12 protein-coding genes are annotated in these 15,451 nt (G+C 75.9%); 8 read left to right on the forward strand and 4 right to left on the reverse strand.

Going from position 1 to position 15,451, the window contains the following annotated elements; translation table 11 throughout:
• Positions 1–10: 10 nt before the first annotated feature.
• From glgX to A2CP1_RS05930, 4 genes are all read right to left on the reverse strand, one after another.
• On the reverse strand, positions 11–2,149 hold the full coding sequence (glgX, locus tag A2CP1_RS05915; RefSeq protein WP_012632519.1) for a glycogen debranching protein GlgX: 2,139 nt from the start codon (positions 2,147–2,149) through the stop codon (positions 11–13).
• Positions 2,150–2,236: 87 nt separating this feature from the next.
• On the reverse strand, positions 2,237–3,550 hold the full coding sequence (locus tag A2CP1_RS05920; RefSeq protein WP_012632520.1) for a UDP-glucose dehydrogenase family protein: 1,314 nt from the start codon (positions 3,548–3,550) through the stop codon (positions 2,237–2,239).
• A gap of 16 nt (positions 3,551–3,566) precedes the next feature.
• Positions 3,567–4,715, reverse strand: a complete 1,149-nt coding sequence (locus tag A2CP1_RS05925) for a CgeB family protein (RefSeq protein WP_012632521.1) — start codon at positions 4,713–4,715, stop codon at positions 3,567–3,569.
• Complete coding sequence (locus A2CP1_RS05930; protein ID WP_012632522.1) at positions 4,712–5,839, reverse strand: CgeB family protein; 1,128 nt, start codon at positions 5,837–5,839, stop codon at positions 4,712–4,714. Before A2CP1_RS05930 ends, A2CP1_RS05925 begins: the two co-directional genes overlap by 4 nt.
• A 238-nt stretch (positions 5,840–6,077) precedes the next feature.
• Between A2CP1_RS05930 and A2CP1_RS05935 the strand changes: the two genes are divergently transcribed.
• From A2CP1_RS05935 to A2CP1_RS05970, 8 genes are all read left to right on the forward strand, one after another.
• Complete coding sequence (locus A2CP1_RS05935; protein WP_012632523.1) at positions 6,078–7,196, forward strand: NAD-dependent epimerase/dehydratase family protein; 1,119 nt, start codon at positions 6,078–6,080, stop codon at positions 7,194–7,196.
• Positions 7,193–8,251, forward strand: a complete 1,059-nt coding sequence (locus tag A2CP1_RS05940) for an SDR family NAD(P)-dependent oxidoreductase (protein ID WP_012632524.1) — start codon at positions 7,193–7,195, stop codon at positions 8,249–8,251. Before A2CP1_RS05935 ends, A2CP1_RS05940 begins: the two co-directional genes overlap by 4 nt.
• Entirely contained in the window at positions 8,252–9,211 is a 960-nt protein-coding gene (locus tag A2CP1_RS05945) for an MDR/zinc-dependent alcohol dehydrogenase-like family protein (RefSeq protein ID WP_012632525.1), read from the forward strand.
• Positions 9,208–10,221 (forward strand): Gfo/Idh/MocA family protein, encoded by a 1,014-nt coding sequence (locus tag A2CP1_RS05950; protein WP_012632526.1) that lies wholly within the window; start codon positions 9,208–9,210, stop codon positions 10,219–10,221. Before A2CP1_RS05945 ends, A2CP1_RS05950 begins: the two co-directional genes overlap by 4 nt.
• 6 nt (positions 10,222–10,227) lie before the next feature.
• Complete coding sequence (locus A2CP1_RS05955) at positions 10,228–11,352, forward strand: glycosyltransferase (protein WP_012632527.1); 1,125 nt, start codon at positions 10,228–10,230, stop codon at positions 11,350–11,352.
• Positions 11,349–12,434: a CgeB family protein gene (locus A2CP1_RS05960; protein WP_012632528.1), complete on the forward strand. Its 1,086-nt coding sequence runs from the start codon at positions 11,349–11,351 to the stop codon at positions 12,432–12,434. The genes A2CP1_RS05955 and A2CP1_RS05960 overlap by 4 nt, the downstream gene beginning before the upstream one ends.
• Positions 12,431–13,510: an AI-2E family transporter gene (locus A2CP1_RS05965; RefSeq protein ID WP_012632529.1), complete on the forward strand. Its 1,080-nt coding sequence runs from the start codon at positions 12,431–12,433 to the stop codon at positions 13,508–13,510. The genes A2CP1_RS05960 and A2CP1_RS05965 overlap by 4 nt, the downstream gene beginning before the upstream one ends.
• A gap of 82 nt (positions 13,511–13,592) precedes the next feature.
• On the forward strand, positions 13,593–15,404 hold the full coding sequence (locus tag A2CP1_RS05970; RefSeq protein ID WP_041450452.1) for an ABC transporter ATP-binding protein: 1,812 nt from the start codon (positions 13,593–13,595) through the stop codon (positions 15,402–15,404).
• The last annotated feature ends 47 nt before the right edge of the window (positions 15,405–15,451 follow it).

The raw sequence follows: 15,451 nt of genomic DNA on the forward strand, positions 1-15,451 counted from the left end.
GGAGGCGCCGTCACACCTCGGCGGGCCGGGCCAGGATCACGAGCGAGCGCGCCTCCACCTCGACCGCCCCCCGGGCCTCCACCGGCCCGTGGCGGCGCTCCGGCTCGGCGGCGGTGTCCTCCAGCACCAGCCAGCGCCGGCCCCACTCCACCGCCGGGAGCACGTAGCGGACCGGCTCGTGGTGCGCGTTGAGCAGCACGAGCAGCGTGTCCCCCACGATGCGCTCCCCGTGCTCGTCGGGGCTGGCGATGGCGTCGCCGCCCAGCAGGAACGCGACGGACCGCGCGAACGGCTCGTCCCAGTCCGCCTGCGTCATCTCGGCGCCGTCGGGGCGGAACCAGGCCAGGTCCTTCACCGACGAGTCCCAGAGCTGCGCGCCGCGGAAGAAGCTGCGCCGCTGCAGCACCGGCTGCGAGAGGCGCAGCCGGATCATGCGCCGGGTGAACGCGAGCAGCGCGCGGCGCCGCTCGTCGAGGTCCCAGTCCAGCCAGGACAGCTCGTCGTCGTGGCAGTACGCGTTGTTGTTCCCGCACTGCGTCTTCCCCATCTCGTCGCCCGCGGCGATCATCGGGACGCCCTGCGACACGAGCAGCGTCGCCATGAGGTTCCGCTGCTGCCGCTCGCGCAGCGCCAGCACCGCCGGCTCTTCGGTCTCTCCCTCCACGCCGCAGTTCCAGGAGAAGTTCTCGTCGGTCCCGTCGCGGTTCTCCTCGCCGTTCGCCTCGTTGTGCTTGCGGTCGTACGAGACGAGATCGCGCAACGTGAACCCGTCGTGCGCCGTGACGAAGTTCACGCTGGCGTAGATCTTCCGCCCGGCGGGCTCGTACAGATCGGCCGAGCCGGTGAGCCGGTAGCCCATCTCCGCCTGCTGGTCCACGTCGCCCTTCCAGAACCGCCGCACCACGTCGCGGTACTTCCCGTTCCACTCCGACCAGATCACCGGGAACGCGCCGACCTTGTAGCCGTCCGGCCCGACGTCCCACGGCTCGGCGATGAGCTTCACCTGCCGCAGCACCGGGTCCTGGTGCACCGCCGCCAGGAAGCGCGAGGCCTCGTCGAACGTCTCCGGGTCGCGCGCCAGCGTGACGGCGAGGTCGAGGCGGAAGCCGTCCACGTGCATCTCGTTGACCCAGCAGCGCAGGGAGTCCATCACCAGCGCCAGCGTCTGGGGCTGGGTGAGGTCGAGCGAGTTGCCGGTGCCGGTGTAGTCGGCGTAGTAGCGCGGCGACTCGCCCGCGAGCCGGTAGTACGTCCGGTTGTCGAGCCCCTTCAGCGAGAGCGTCGGGCCGAGGTGGTTGCCCTCGCAGGTGTGGTTGAAGACCACGTCGAGGATGACCTCGACGCCGGCGCGGTGCAGCGCCTTCACCATCCCGCGGAACTCGTTCACCTGCTCGCCGGGGCCGCGGCGCGCGGCGTAGCGCGGCTCGGGGGCGAGGTAGGCGAGCGTGGAGTAGCCCCAGTAGTTGCGCAGCCCGCGCTGGAGCAGGAACGCGTCGTCCACGAACGCGTGCACCGGCAGCAGCTCGACGGCGGTGACCCCCAGGCGCGCCAGGTGCTCGAGCGCGGGCGGCGAGGCCAGCCCGGCGTACGTGCCGCGCAGCTCCGGCGGGACCTCCGGATGACGCATGGTGAAGCCGCGCACGTGCAGCTCGTAGAGGACCGAGCGGTGCAGCGGCGTGCGCGGAGGCCGGTCGCCCTCCCAGTCGTAGTGGTTGCCGACCACCAGCGCGCGGGGCACCCGCGGCGCGGAGTCCTCCGGGTCGGGGGTGAGGTCCTCGTCCGGCGCGCCGCGGCGGTAGCCGAACACCGCGCCGCGCAGGTCGGCCTGGCCGCTCAGCTCGCGCGCGTACGGGTCCACCAGCAGCTTGGCCGGGTTGTAGCGGTGCCCCGCCTCCGGCTCGTACGGACCGTGCGCCCGGTAGCCGTAGGGCGTCCCCGGCCCGACGCCGGGCAGGTAGGCGTGCCAGACGTGGCCGGTGCGGGCGCCGAGCCGGAGTCGCCGCCGCTCGACCGCGGGGTCGGCGGGATCGAACAGGCACAGCTCCACCGCGTCCGCGTGGCGCGCGTACACCGCGAAGTTGGTGCCCTCGCCGTCGAACACCGCGCCCGGCGGGTAGGGTCGGCCAGGCCAGATGCGATCGCCGTCCATGGGCGCCTCCGTCGCGGCCTCCACCGGAAGATGGGGCCCCGCCGGCGGGCCTGCCACGGCGGCGGTGGGTCCGGGTGGGGTGGGGCGTCAGCGCGCGCCGGCCGCCGTCCTGCCGACGCAGAAGTAGCTGAACCCCTGTTCGCGCATCTCCTCCGGGTCGAACACGTTGCGCCCGTCGAACACCACCGGCGCGCGGAGCAGCGCCTTCATGCGGTCGAAGTCCGGGTTGCGGAACTCGCTCCACTCGGTGACCACGAACAGCGCGTCGGCCCCCTCCAGCGCCTCGTACGGCCCGGGCGCGAACGTCACCCGCTCGCCGAAGCGCCGCCGGGCGCGCTCCATCGCCACCGGATCGTACGCCTGCACCCGCGCGCCCTTGCCCAGCAGCCCCTCGATGACCTCGACCGAGGGCGCCTCGCGCATGTCGTCGGTGCGCGGCTTGAACGCGAGCCCCCACACGCCGAACACCCTGCCGGCGAGGTCGCCGAAGTGCCGCACCGCGCGCGACAGCAGGTGGCGCTTCTGGCGCTCGTTGGTCTTCTCCACGGCGCGCAGCAGGTCGAGGTCCACCCCATGCCGCCGGCCGGTGGCGAGCAGCGCCTTCACGTCCTTCGGGAAGCAGGAGCCGCCGTAGCCGATCCCCGGGAACAGGAACGGGTAGCCGATGCGCGTGTCCGCGCCCACGCCGCGCCGGACCTGCTCGGCGTCCGCGCCCACCTTCTCGCAGAGCAGCGCGATGTCGTTCATGAACGAGATGCGGGTCGCGAGCATCGCGTTCGCCGCGTACTTCACCATCTCGGCCGAGCGCGGCTCCATGAACAGGATGGGCCGCTCGGTCCGCACGAACGGGGCGTACAGCTCGCGCATGATCCGCCGGGCCCGGTCGCTGCCGGCGCCCACCACCACGCGGTCGGGCCGCTGGAAGTCCTCCAGCGCCGCCCCCTCCTTCAGGAACTCGGGGTTCGAGACCACGTCCACCTCGAAGCGGGCGCGGCGGCCCATGATCTCCTGGATGCGCCCGGCGGTCCCGACGGGCACCGTGCTCTTGGTCGCGACCACGGTGTAGTGCTTCACCGCGCGCGCCACCTCCTCGGCGGCCTCGATGACGTGGCGCAGCTCGGCGTCGCCGTCCTCGCCCTCCGGCGTGCCCACCGCCAGGAACACCACCTTGGCCCGGCCCACCGCCTGCGCCAGGTCGGTGCCGAAGCGGAGCCGCCCCTCCCGCTGGTTGCGCCGGACCAGCTCCTCCAGCCCCGGCTCGTAGATCGGGACCTCGCCGCGCTGGAGCCGCTCGATCTTCCCGGCGTCGGTGTCCACGCAGCTGACGTCGTTGCCGGACTCGGCGAGGCACGTCCCGGTGACCAGCCCCACGTACCCCGCGCCCACCACCGCGATCCGCATCCATCCCCCTCGTCCGCTAGCCCGGATCCTCCTGCGCCACCCGCGCGCGCCGGCGCGCCGGCGCCCGGCGCCGCGCCGCGCGCTCGCGCGCCTCGCGCACGTGGGCGGCGAGCGCCTCCGCGCGGTGCGCCGCGGTGTGCTCGGCCAGGACGCGCCGCCGCGCCCGCGCGCCCAGCGCCCGGCGCTCGTCCTCCGGGAGCCGCTCCAGGATCGCGAGCGCCTCGCCGGTGGAGCGCGCCAGCAGGATCTCCCGCCCCGGCGCGAACACGGTCTCGATGCCGGGCCACGGGTCGGACACGATGGGCGTGGCGCACGCCGCCGCCTCGAACAGCCGCACCGACGGCGACCACCCGGCGCGGACCATGTCGGCGCGGGTGACGTTCAGCGTGAAGCGCTGCGCGGCGTAGAACGCCGCGTGCTCGCCGGGCGCGAGGTGCTCGACGCGCGCGACGTTGGCGGGCCAGTCGATGCCGGGCGGGTACTGCGGGCCCGCCACCACGAAGCGCCGGTCCGGGCGGCGCCGCGCCGGCTCGATCAGCAGCCGCTCCAGCGCGGGCTGGCGGTCTGCGCCGTAGGTGCCGACGTAGCCGAGGTCCCAGGTCGGCGCGGCGCCCGGCGCGGCGGCCGGGCGGTGCACCTCCGGGTCGGCGCTGCAGTAGAGCGCCCGCGCGGCGGGCGCGCCCAGCTCGCGCTCGATGCGCGCGAGCATGGGACCGCCCGTGAAGGACAGGTACAGGTCGAAGCCGGGCACGAGCGCCGGGGTGAGGTACTCGCACTCGCCACGGGAGAGGTGCGCCACCGTGACCGGCGTGTCGATGTCGTAGAAGGCGGTGACGCCGCGCGCGAGCTCCTGCACCAGGCCCCCGACCTCCACGCCGTCCGGCACGTAGGAGCCGACCACCGCGAGGTCGGCGCGGCGGAGCGTCTCCCCCAGCCGCTCGCGCAGCTCGGCCACCGACCGGTACAGCTCGAGGCGGCAGAACGACGGCGCGGCGAGATCGCGGTTCGCCGCGTACCAGGGCACGTCGCGCTCGAGGAAGGTGACCCGGTGCCCCGCGGCGGCGAGGGCGCGGCACAGCGCGCGGTAGGTCGTGGCGTGCCCGTTGCCCCACGAAGACCTGATGGAGAGCCCCAGGAACACCACGTCGAGCGCGCCGGCCGTCATTCGGCCCACCCCTGGGCGAGCGCCGGCTCCGGGGCGGGCCGGGCGCCGCGGACCCCGAGCGCCGCCTCCACCACCTCGGCGCGGCGCGCGTAGGTGTGCTCGGCGAGCACCCTGCCGCGGGCGGCGGCGCCGACGCGGCGGGCGCGCGCCGCGTCCAGCCCGGCGACCAGCGCGGCCACCTCGGCGCCGTCGCGGGCGACCAGGATCTCCTCGCCGGGCGCGAGGAACCGCTCGATCCCCTCCCACGCGTCGGTGACGATGCAGGCGCCCGCGCCGGCCGCCTCGAACACGCGCGTGGCGGGGGAGAAGCCGGTCGCGGCCATGCTGTCTCGCGAGACGTTCAGCACCGCCAGCGCGGTGGAGTTCCAGGCGTTGTGGTCGGCGGTGCCGACGTGGCCGGCGCGCCGCACGTTCGGCGGCACCGCCCGGTCCTCCCAGCCCGCCCCGCCGAGCAGGAAGCGGCGATCGGGCAGCGCCGCGGCGGGGCGCAGGAAGAACTCGTCCACCCGCGCCTCGCGATCGGGGAGCCGGTTCGCGAGGAGCGCCAGGTCGGCCTCGAAGCGCCGGTCGGGCGGGGCCGGGTGGTGCGTCGCGGGATCGAGCGCGTTGTAGACCGGCACGCAGCGCCGCGCCCCGCGGGCCGCGTAGGCGCGGACGACCGGATCGCCTCCACCGTACGTGAACACGAGGTCGTACCGGGGCACCAGCGCGTGGAACGGGTCGCCGGGATCGGCGGCCAGGCGGGCCAGGGTGGCGGGCGCGTCCACGTCCCAGAACGCGACCCGGTTCCCCGGTCGCCGCAGCCCCGCCACGCGTGCCTCCAGCAGGGCGTCGTGGACGCCCACGCCGCTCGCCTTCACCACCAGGTCGGCGTCGGCGGCCTCCTCCAGGCAGCGCTCCAGCGCGGAGGGATCGCCCGGATCCCAGACCACCGAGCGCGCGTACGGCGGATCCGGGATGTCCCGGTGCCGCTGCCGCTCGAACGCGTCGGGCTCGTAGAAGGTGAGCGCGTGACCCCGCGCGTGGAGCGCGCGCGCGAGCCCGCGGTAGTAGGTGGCCGCCCCGTTCCAGTAGGCGGAGACCAGGCTCGAGGCGAAGAAGGCGATCCGAAGCCGTTCAGGCATGGGTGTGACGGGCGGCCTCCGGGCCATCCGCTCGACGAAATGTAGGTTGTCGATCCCCCGCCCGCAGTCGGCGCCGAGCGACCGCGCGTCGCTCGGCGCTGCGCCGCACGCCCGAGGAGCGTTCCCCCGCGAGGCGTGCACGTTGCCCGGCCACGCACCTGTCCGCACGTTTCGCGAGGAGGGCCGCCCTTCACGCCCGGGGGACGGAGCGGGGGGCGGGCCCAGGGACGGCGAACGCATGAACGGACGGAGGATCCTCATCACCGGCGGTGCCGGCTTCATCGGGTCACACCTCGCCGACCACCTGCTCGCGCACGGCCACGCGGTGCGCGCGCTGGACGTCCTCTCACCCCAGGTGCACGGCCCGGGCGCGGCGCGCCCCGCCTACCTCGCCCGGGAGGTGGAGCTCCAGGTCGGCGACGTGCGCGACCCCGAGGCGGTGCGGCGCGCGCTCCGGGGGGTGGACGCGGTCGTGCACCTCGCCGCGGCCGTCGGGGTCGGCCAGAGCATGTACGAGGTGGAGCGCTACGTCGGCGTGAACGATCTCGGGACGGCCACCCTGCTCCAGGCGCTCATCGAGCGCCCGGTGGAGCGGCTGGTGGTGGCGTCGTCGATGAGCCTGTACGGCGAGGGGCTGTACCGTGACGCGCGGGGCCGGTCCGTCACCGCGGAGCGGACCCGCGCGCAGCTCCTCGCCCGGCGCTGGGAGCCGGACGGGGAGGACGGCGCGCCGCTCGAGCCGGTCGCGACGCCCGAGACGAAACCGCCGGCGCTCGCGTCGATCTACGCGCTCTCGAAGTACGACCAGGAGCGGATGAGCCTGCTGGTCGGCGAGGCGTACGGCATCGCCACGGTGGCGCTGCGCTTCTTCAACGTGTACGGCACGCGCCAGGCGCTCTCCAACCCGTACACCGGCGTCCTGGCCATCTTCGCGGCGCGCTACCTCAACGGCCGGCCCCCGCTCGTCAACGAGGACGGCCTGCAGCGCCGCGACTTCGTGTCGGTGCGCGACGTGGCCGAGGCCTGCCGCCTGGCGCTGACGGTGCCGGGCGCGTCCGGGCAGGTGCTGAACGTCGGCAGCGGCCGGAGCTTCACGGTGCTCGAGGTCGCCGAGCGGCTGGCCGTGGCGGTCGGCCGCGAGGAGCTGCGGCCCGAGGTGACGCAGCGTTACCGCGTGGGCGACATCCGCCACTGCTTCGCCGACATCTCGCGGGCGCGCGCCGTGCTCGGCTACGCGCCGGCGGTGGCGTTCGACGACGGGCTGGCGGAGCTGGCGGGCTGGCTGGAGGGCCAGATCGCGCACGACCGGGTGGGAGAGGCGAGCGCGGAGCTGGCCGCGCGGGGGCTGTCGCTGTGATCGCCGAGCGCGTGCTGGTGGTGGGCGGGGCGGGGTTCATCGGCGCGAACCTCGCGCACCGGCTGCTCTCGTCGGGGACGCGGGTGCGGCTCCTCGACAGCCTGGCGCGGTCCGGCGTGGAGCGGAACCTGGCCTGGCTGCGCGCCACGCACGGCGATCGGCTCGAGGTGATCACGGGCGACGTGCGCGACCCGGGCGCGGTGGCGCGCGCCGTCGAGGGCGCCTCGGCGGTGTTCCACCTGGCGGCGCAGGTGGCGGTGACCACCTCGCTGGTGGACCCGGTCCAGGACTTCGAGGTGAACGCGCGCGGCACGCTCAACGTGCTGGAGGCGGTGCGCCGCCAGGACCCGCCGCCGTTCGTGCTCTTCACGTCCACCAACAAGGTCTACGGCGCGCTCGAGGACGTCCTCCTCGAGGACGCCGGCCGGCGGTACGCTCCGGTCGATCCGGGGCTGCACCGCGGGATCTCCGAGGCGCGCAACCTCGCCTTCCACTCGCCGTACGGCTGCTCCAAGGGCGCCGCCGAGCAGTACGTCCTCGACTGGGCGCGCACCTACGGCGTGCCCGCCACCGTGTTCCGGATGAGCTGCATCTACGGGCCGCACCAGTTCGGCACCGAGGACCAGGGCTGGGTGGCGCACTTCCTCATCCAGGCCATGGCCCGGCGCCCCATCACGCTCTACGGCGACGGCAAGCAGGTGCGCGACATCCTGTTCGTGGAGGACCTGCTCGACGCGTTCCTGGCGGCGCGCGAGCGCCCGCGCGAGGTGGCCGGGCGCGCCTTCAACCTCGGGGGCGGGCCGGACAACACCGTGAGCCTGATCGAGCTGCTCGAGCTCATCGAGGCGCTGGAGGGCGCGCGCCCACGCGTGACGCTCGAGCCGTGGCGCCTCGCCGACCAGCGCTGGTACGTGTCCGACCCGTCCACCTTCGCGGTGCTGGCCGGGTGGGCGCCGCGCACCGGCGTGCAGGAGGGCGTGCGGCGGCTGCACGCGTGGCTGGCGGCGGCGGCGCGGCCGCAGCGCCCGGCCACGCTCGAGGAGGCGGCGACCTAGATGGCGGCGCACATGCGCGCTGCGGTGCTGGCGGGCCCGCGGCGGATCGAGCTCGCCGAGGTGGAGCGGCCCCGGCCCGGGCCGGGCGAGGTGCTGGTGCGCCTGCACGGCTGCGGCGTGTGCGGCTCCAACCTGGCGCCGTGGCAGGGGCGGGCCTGGTTCACCTATCCGTTCGCGCCGGGCGTGCCGGGGCACGAGGGGTGGGGCGTCGTGGAGCGGCTGGGCGCGGGCGTGGACGGGCTGGTGGAGGGGCAGCGGGTGGCGCTGCTCTCCGGGGCCGCGTTCGCGCAGTACGACCTCGCTGCCGCGGACCGGGTCCTGCCCATCCCGGAGGCGCTCACCGGCCCGTTCCCGGGCGAGGCGCTCGGCTGCGCGGTGAACGTCTTCCGTCGCGCCGCGATCGGGCAGGGCGACACGGTGGCGGTGGTGGGGGCGGGCTTCCTCGGGCTGATGGTGCTCCGGCTCGCCGCGCTGGCCGGCGCGCGGGTCCTGGCGCTCTCGCGGCGCGAGACCTCGCTCGCGCTGGCGCGGCGGCTCGGCGCCGACGAGGCCATCCCGACCGGCGATCCGGGCGCCGCCGAGGCGCGGGTGCGGGATCTCACCGGCGGGCGGCTGTGCCGGGTGGTGGTCGAGGCGATCGGCTCGCAGGAGGCGCTGGATCTCGCCTCGCGGCTGGTGGCCGAGGGCGGGCGGCTCGCCATCGCCGGCTACCACCAGGACGGCCCCCGCACCGTGGACATGCAGTCGTGGAACTGGCGCGGGATCGACGTCGTGAACGCCCACGAGCGCGATCCCGCGGTGCAGCGGGAGGGGGTCCTCGCGGCGGCGCGGCTGGTGGCGGAGGGGCGGCTCGATCCCGGGCCGCTCTACCGGAGCTTCCCGCTCGACCGGCTCGCCGACGCATTCCAGGCGATGGAGGAGCGGCCGGACGGCTTCGTGAAGGCCCTCGTCACCCCATGATCGCGTACCCCTCGGCCAGCCCGGCGCGCCCGCGGCTCGGCTTCCTCGGCGTCGGCTGGATCGGCCGGCACCGCCTGCGCGCCATCCTCGAGTCCGGCGCGGCCACCGCGGCCGCGCTCGCCGACCCGAGCGCCGCCGCGGCCCGGGAGGCCGCCTCCGCGCTGGACGGCTGCCTGGTGGTCCCCGACCTGGACGCGCTGCTCGACCTGGGCGTGGACGGCGTGGTGATCGCCACGCCCTCGGCGCTGCACGCGGAGCAGGCGGTGCGGGCGCTCCGTCGCGGGGTGGCGGTGTTCTGCCAGAAGCCGCTCGCGCGCACCGCCCCGGAGGCGCGGCGGGTGGTCGAGGCGGCGCGCGCCGCCGACCGGCTGCTCGGCGTCGATCTCTCCTACCGCCACGTGGCGGGCATGGACCAGGTACGCGCGCTGGTGGCGGAGGGCGCGCTCGGCGAGGTGTACGCGGCGCACCTCTCCTTCCACAACGCGTACGGGCCGGACAAGCCCTGGTTCTACGACGCGCGCCTCTCGGGCGGCGGCTGCCTGGTGGACCTCGGCATCCACCTGGTGGACCTGGCGCTGTGGACGCTGGGCGAGCCGGGGGTGGACACGGTGAGCGCGACGCTGCGCTCGGGCGGGAAGCGGCTGCGCGGGCGCGAGAGCGGGCTGGTGGAGGACTACGCCGCCGCGCAGCTCGAGCTGGGGAACGGCACCGCGGTCCAGCTCTCCTGCTCCTGGCGCCTCTCGGCCGGCCAGGACTGCGCCATCGAGGCCGCGTTCTACGGCACCAAGGGCGGCGCGGCGCTCCGCAACGTCCACGGGTCCTTCTACGACTTCCTGGTGGAGCGCTTCCACGGCACGCGGCGCGAGCTGCTGGCCGGCCCGCCCGACGCGTGGGGCGGCCGGGCCGCGGTGGCCTGGGCGCGCGCGCTCGCCGCCGGCGGGCGCTACGACCCGGCGGTCGAGTCGATCCTCGACGTCCAGGCCACCCTGGACCGGATCTACGAGGCGTGACCCATCGTGAAGGTCCTCCTGCACGCCGACGCGGTGGGGGGCGTCCTCACCTACGCGCTGGAGCTCTCGGCGGCGCTGGCGGCCCGCGGCGTCGAGGTGGTGCTCGCCACCGAGGGCGGCCCGGTGCCGGAGGGCGCGCGGCGGCGGCTCCGCGCCATCCCGGGGCTGGTGCACGCGGAGGCCGGGTTCCGGCTCGAGTGGATGGACGAGCCCTGGGACGACGTGGCCCGCGCCGGCGAGTGGCTGCTCGGGATCGAGCGCCGCGAGCGCCCCGACGTGGTGCACCTCGGCGCGTTCGCGCACGGCCGGCTGCCGTTCCGCGCGCCGCGCCTGGTGGTGGGCCACTCCTGCGTGGTCTCCTGGTACGAGGCGGTCCGGGGCGAGCCGCCGCCGCCGTCCTGGGATCGCTACCGCCGCGAGGTGCGCGAGGGCCTCGCCGCGGCCGAAGCGGTGGCCGCCCCCAGCGCCGCCATGGCGCGCGCGCTGGTGCGCCACCACGGCCCGCTCGCGCCGCCCGCCGTCGTCCCGAACGGCCGCGACCCGGCGCGCTTCCCGCCGGGCGAGAAGGCGGCGCTGGTGATGGGCGCGGGGCGGCTCTGGGACGAGGCGAAGGGCGCGGCGGCGCTGGCGCGGGTCGCGCCCGGGCTCCCCTGGCCGGTCGCGATCGCCGGCGACGCCCGGGCCCCCGGGGCGGAGGGGCCGCCGGTCGCGCCCCCCGCGGACGATCCGGCGCCGCGCGCGCTGCCGCCCGGGCCCGCCCACCTGCTGGGCCGGCTCGAGGAGGCGGACCTCGCCGCCTGGCTCGGGCGCGCGGCGGTGTTCGCGCACCCCGCCCGCTACGAGCCGTTCGGGCTGGCGGTGCTGGAGGCGGCGCTGGCCGGGTGCGCGCTGGTGCTCTCCGACCTCGAGAGCCTGCGCGAGATCTGGGACGGCTGCGCCGAGTGGGTCCCGCCCCGCGACGACGCGGCGCTCGCCGCGGCGCTGCGCAGGCTCTGCGAGGAACCGGGGCGGCGCGAGGCGCTCGCGGCCCGCGCCCGGACGCGCGCGCTCCGGCTCGGGCCCGGCCCGATGGCGGACGCGTACCTCGACCTCTACCGCGGGCTCGCCGCCCGCGCCGGAGCCCGGCCGTGAAGATCGCGCTCTTCGTCCACTCGCTCCGCTCCGACTGGAACCACGGCAACGCCCACTTCCTGCGCGGGGTCGCCTCGGAGCTCGTCCACCGCGGCCACGCCGTCACGGCGTGGGAGCCGCTCGGCGCCTGGAGCGCGGAGAACCTGGTGCGCGATCACGGCGCGGCCGCGCTCGACGCGTGGCGCGAGGCCTACCCGGAGATCCCGGTCCGCACCTACGTGGCCGGCGCGCTCGACGCGGCCGAGGCCCTGGACGGCGTGGACCTGGCGCTGGTGCACGAGTGGAACGACCCCGAGGTGGTGGCGCGCCTCGGGGCCGAGCGGGCGCGGCGCCCGTCGCTCCGCCTCCTGTTCCACGACACGCACCACCGCGCGGTGACCGCGCCCGGCGAGCTGGCCCGGTTCGACCTGTCCCGCTACGACGGCGTGCTCGCGTTCGGCGAGGTGCTGGCCGGGATCTGGCGCGCGCGCGGGTTCGAGGGACGCGCCTTCACCTGGCACGAGGCGGCCGACGTCCGCCGCTTCCACCCGCGCCCCGCCGACCCGGAGGGCGACCTGGTGTTCGTGGGGAACTGGGGCGACGAGGAGCGCACCGCCGAGCTGGCGGAGTTCCTGCTCGGACCGGTGCGCGCGCTCGGGATCTCCGCCACGGTGCACGGGGTGCGCTACCCGGAGGCCGGCCTGCGCGCGCTCGCCGCCGCCGGGATCGCCTACCGCGGCTACCTGCCCAACCACCGCGCCCCGGAGGTGCTCGCGCGCCACCGCGTCACGGTGCACGTGCCGCGGCGGCCCTACGCCGAGGCGCTGCCGGGCATCCCCACCATCCGGCCGTTCGAGGCGCTCGCCTGCGGCGTCCCGCTGGTGAGCGCGCCGTGGCAGGACGCCGAGCGGCTGTTCCGCCCCGGGGTGGACTTCCTGGTCGCGCGCGACGGCGCCGAGATGGCGCGCCACCTGCGCGCGGTGCTCTCCGAGCCCGGCCTGGCGCGCGAGCTCGCCGCGAGCGGGCTCGAGACCATCCGCGCCCGCCACACCTGCGCGCACCGCGCCGACGCGCTGCTCGCCATCGCCGCGGGGCTGGGGTGAGCGCCGTCGCGCCGCCGGCGCCCGCGGGCGGGCACGAGGCCCGGGCGACGGCGCGCGCGCTGACCGTGCTCGCGGTGGCGGCGGGGTTCGGGTTCCTGTGGCTGGCGCGCGACCTGCTCGTGCCGACCGCGCTCGGCGTCACGCTCGCGCTCTCGGTCCACCCGGTCGTCGCGGCGCTGGAGCGGCGCGGGCTCTCGCGCACGCTCGCCGCGATCGCGGGGACGCTGCTCACGGTGGCGGTGCTCGCCGCCATCGGCTGGGTGCTCTGGGATCGCATCGCCGCGTTCGCCCAGGAGCTGCCCGGCTACGAGGGGCGCCTGCGCGAGGCCGCCGCCGGGATCCGGCGCCACGCGGCGCACCTGCAGGCGCAGTCCGAGCAGCTGGTGCAGACGCCCCGCCGCCCGGGCGAGGTGAAGGTGCAGGAGACGGTGCCCTGGGGCACGCTGCTCGTCGGGACGGCGCAGGGGGCGCTCACGCTCGCCGGCCAGGCCACGGTGGTGGTGTTCGTCCTCTACTTCACGCTCGCCGAGGGGCCGCGGTTCCGCGTGAAGCTGCTCGCGTGGGCCGACCGCCGGCCGCGCGGCCGCGCGCGCCTGCTCGCGGCGCTGGAGGAGCTCCACCGCGACGTGGAGCAGTACATGCTGAACCGCGTGGCGCTGAACGCGATCCTGGGCGTCGTGACCTGGGCGGTGTACGCGCTGTACGGCCTGGAGCACGCCGCCATCTGGGGGATCACCACGGCGCTGCTCCACTTCATCCCGTACGTCGGGCCGGCGCTGGGCCTGTTCCTGCCCACCGCCATGGCGCTGCTGCAGTACGGCACCGCGAAGGACGTGGCGCTGGTCGCGGCGATCTACCTCGTCCTCGTCAACGTGCAGGGCAACGTGGTGGACCCGCTGTTCCTGGGGAAGCAGCTCCGGCTCTCGCCGCTGGTGGTGTTCCTCGGCTCGCTGTTCTGGTTCTGGCTGTGGGGGCCGGTGGGCCTGTTCCTGGCGGTCCCGCTCCTCTCGACCGTGCGGATCGTCTGCCGGCACCTGCCGCGCTACCGGGTGGTCGCGAGCCTCCTCGCCGAGTGAGCGATCGGCCGCCCGTTCGGCGCCGCGCGTCCGCGGGCGCCCCGGCGGGAAGACCCCCGGCCGGTGATGGGTTCCGGGAGGCGTGACCACGACCGCCGCCGCAGCCCCCGCCGCCTCGCCCGCGCGCGCAGCCGGTCGCGCCGGGCGCCGCCGTCGCGGGCTCCTGCGCGCGGCCGAGTTCCTGGTGCCGTTCCGCCTGCCCATCGCCGGCATCCTGCTCGTCGCGCTGACGCTCGCCGGCGTGAACGCGGCCGAGCCGCTGGCGCTGAAGCGCATCTTCGACGCGCTCGCGCTGGGGGAGGGCGGCCGCCCGCTGGCCGAGGGGGTCGTCTCGCTCGTCGTGCTGGGCCTGCTCCGCGAGGCGTTCACCGCCACCTCGAACTGGCTCACCTGGCGGACGCGCATCGGGATCCAGTACCGGCTCACCGAGGCGACGGTCGGCCGGCTGCACCGGCTGCCGCTCACGTTCCACCGCGCCGAGGGCGTGGGCGCGCTCATGACCCGGCTGGATCGCTCGATCCAGGGCCTGGTGGGCGCGCTCTCCGACATCGCCTTCAACGTGGTGCCCGCCGCCGCGTACCTCCTCATCTCGGTGGCGGTGATGCTCCGCCTCGAGTGGCGGCTGGCGCTGCTGGTGCTGGCGTTCGCCCCGCTTCCGGCGCTGATCGCGCGGCTGGCCGCGCCCATGCAGACGCGGCGCGAGCGCGGCCTGCTCGAGCGCTGGGTGCACATCTACTCCCGGTTCAACGAGGTGCTCTCCGGCATCGTCACCGTGAAGAGCTTCACCATGGAGGAGGCGGAGAAGCGCCGCTTCCTCGACGAGGTGAACTCCGCGAACGAGGTGGTGATCCGCGGCGTCGGCGTGGACGCGGGGGTCGGCGCGGCCCAGAACCTGGTGCAGATCGGGGCGAGGGTCGCGGCCCTGGCGCTGGGCGGGGCGCTGGTGCTGCGGGGCCACATGACCGCGGGCACGCTGGTGGCGTTCCTCGGCTACGTGGGCGGCCTGTTCGGCCCGGTGCTGGGGCTCGCCGGCGTGTACAAGACGCTGCGCACGGCGCAGGTCTCGGTCGAGGAGGTCTACGGCATCCTCGACGCGCAGGACCTGCTCGGCGACGCGCCGGACGCGCGCGAGGTGGTGCGCCTGCGCGGCGACGTGCGCTGGGACAACGTGCGCTTCGCCTACCCGGGCGGCGGCCCGCCGCTCCTCGACGGCGTGGACCTGCACGTCCGCGAGGGCGAGCGCGTCGCCATCGTCGGCCCCTCCGGCTCGGGCAAGTCCACCCTGGTCTCGCTGGTGCAGCGCTTCTACGACCCGACCGAGGGCGTGGTGCGGGTGGACGGCATCGACGTCCGCAAGCTGAAGCAGGTCGCGCTCCGGCGCCAGATCGGCGTGGTGTTCCAGGACTCGCTGCTGTTCAACGAGTCGGTCCTCGCCAACATCGCCTACGGCCGGCCCGGCGCCACCCGCGCCGAGATCGAGGCGGCGGCGCGCGCCGCGAACGCGCACGACTTCATCGTGCGCCTGCCGGAGGGCTACGACACGGTCGTCGGCGAGCGCGGCAGCCGGCTCTCGGTGGGCGAGCGCCAGCGGATCTCCATCGCGCGCACGCTGCTCAAGTCCCCGGCCATCCTGATCCTGGACGAGCCCACCTCGGCGCTCGACGCCGAGTCGGAGGCGCTGGTCTCGGAGGCGCTGGCGCGCGTGTCGCGGCGGCGCACCACGCTCATCATCGCGCACCGGCTCTCCACCGTGGTGGACGCGGACCGGATCGTGGTGCTGCGCGAGGGGCGCATCGTCGAGCAGGGGCGCCACGCGGAGCTGGTCGCCCGCGGCGGCCACTACGCCAGCCTGGTGGAGAAGCAGACCCGCGGGATGTTCCCCTTGGCGGCATGAGGCTCGGACCGCGCGGGCGAAGCGCGCCGGATCCGCCGGCGCGCTCC

This window comes from Anaeromyxobacter dehalogenans 2CP-1, from assembly GCF_000022145.1.
Classification (GTDB): domain Bacteria; phylum Myxococcota; class Myxococcia; order Myxococcales; family Anaeromyxobacteraceae; genus Anaeromyxobacter; species Anaeromyxobacter dehalogenans.

Bases quoted from the DNA above. Each gene is read 5' to 3' on its own strand.
- glgX (WP_012632519.1), bottom strand. From the start codon at position 2,149: ATGGACGGCGATCGCATCTGGCCTGGCCGACCCTACCCGCCGGGCGCG.
- A2CP1_RS05920 (WP_012632520.1), bottom strand. From the start codon at position 3,550: ATGCGGATCGCGGTGGTGGGCGCGGGGTACGTGGGGCTGGTCACCGGG.
- A2CP1_RS05925 (WP_012632521.1), bottom strand. From the start codon at position 4,715: ATGACGGCCGGCGCGCTCGACGTGGTGTTCCTGGGGCTCTCCATCAGG.
- A2CP1_RS05930 (WP_012632522.1), bottom strand. From the start codon at position 5,839: ATGCCTGAACGGCTTCGGATCGCCTTCTTCGCCTCGAGCCTGGTCTCC.
- A2CP1_RS05935 (WP_012632523.1), top strand. From the start codon at position 6,078: ATGAACGGACGGAGGATCCTCATCACCGGCGGTGCCGGCTTCATCGGG.
- A2CP1_RS05945 (WP_012632525.1), top strand. From the start codon at position 8,252: ATGGCGGCGCACATGCGCGCTGCGGTGCTGGCGGGCCCGCGGCGGATC.
- A2CP1_RS05950 (WP_012632526.1), top strand. From the start codon at position 9,208: ATGATCGCGTACCCCTCGGCCAGCCCGGCGCGCCCGCGGCTCGGCTTC.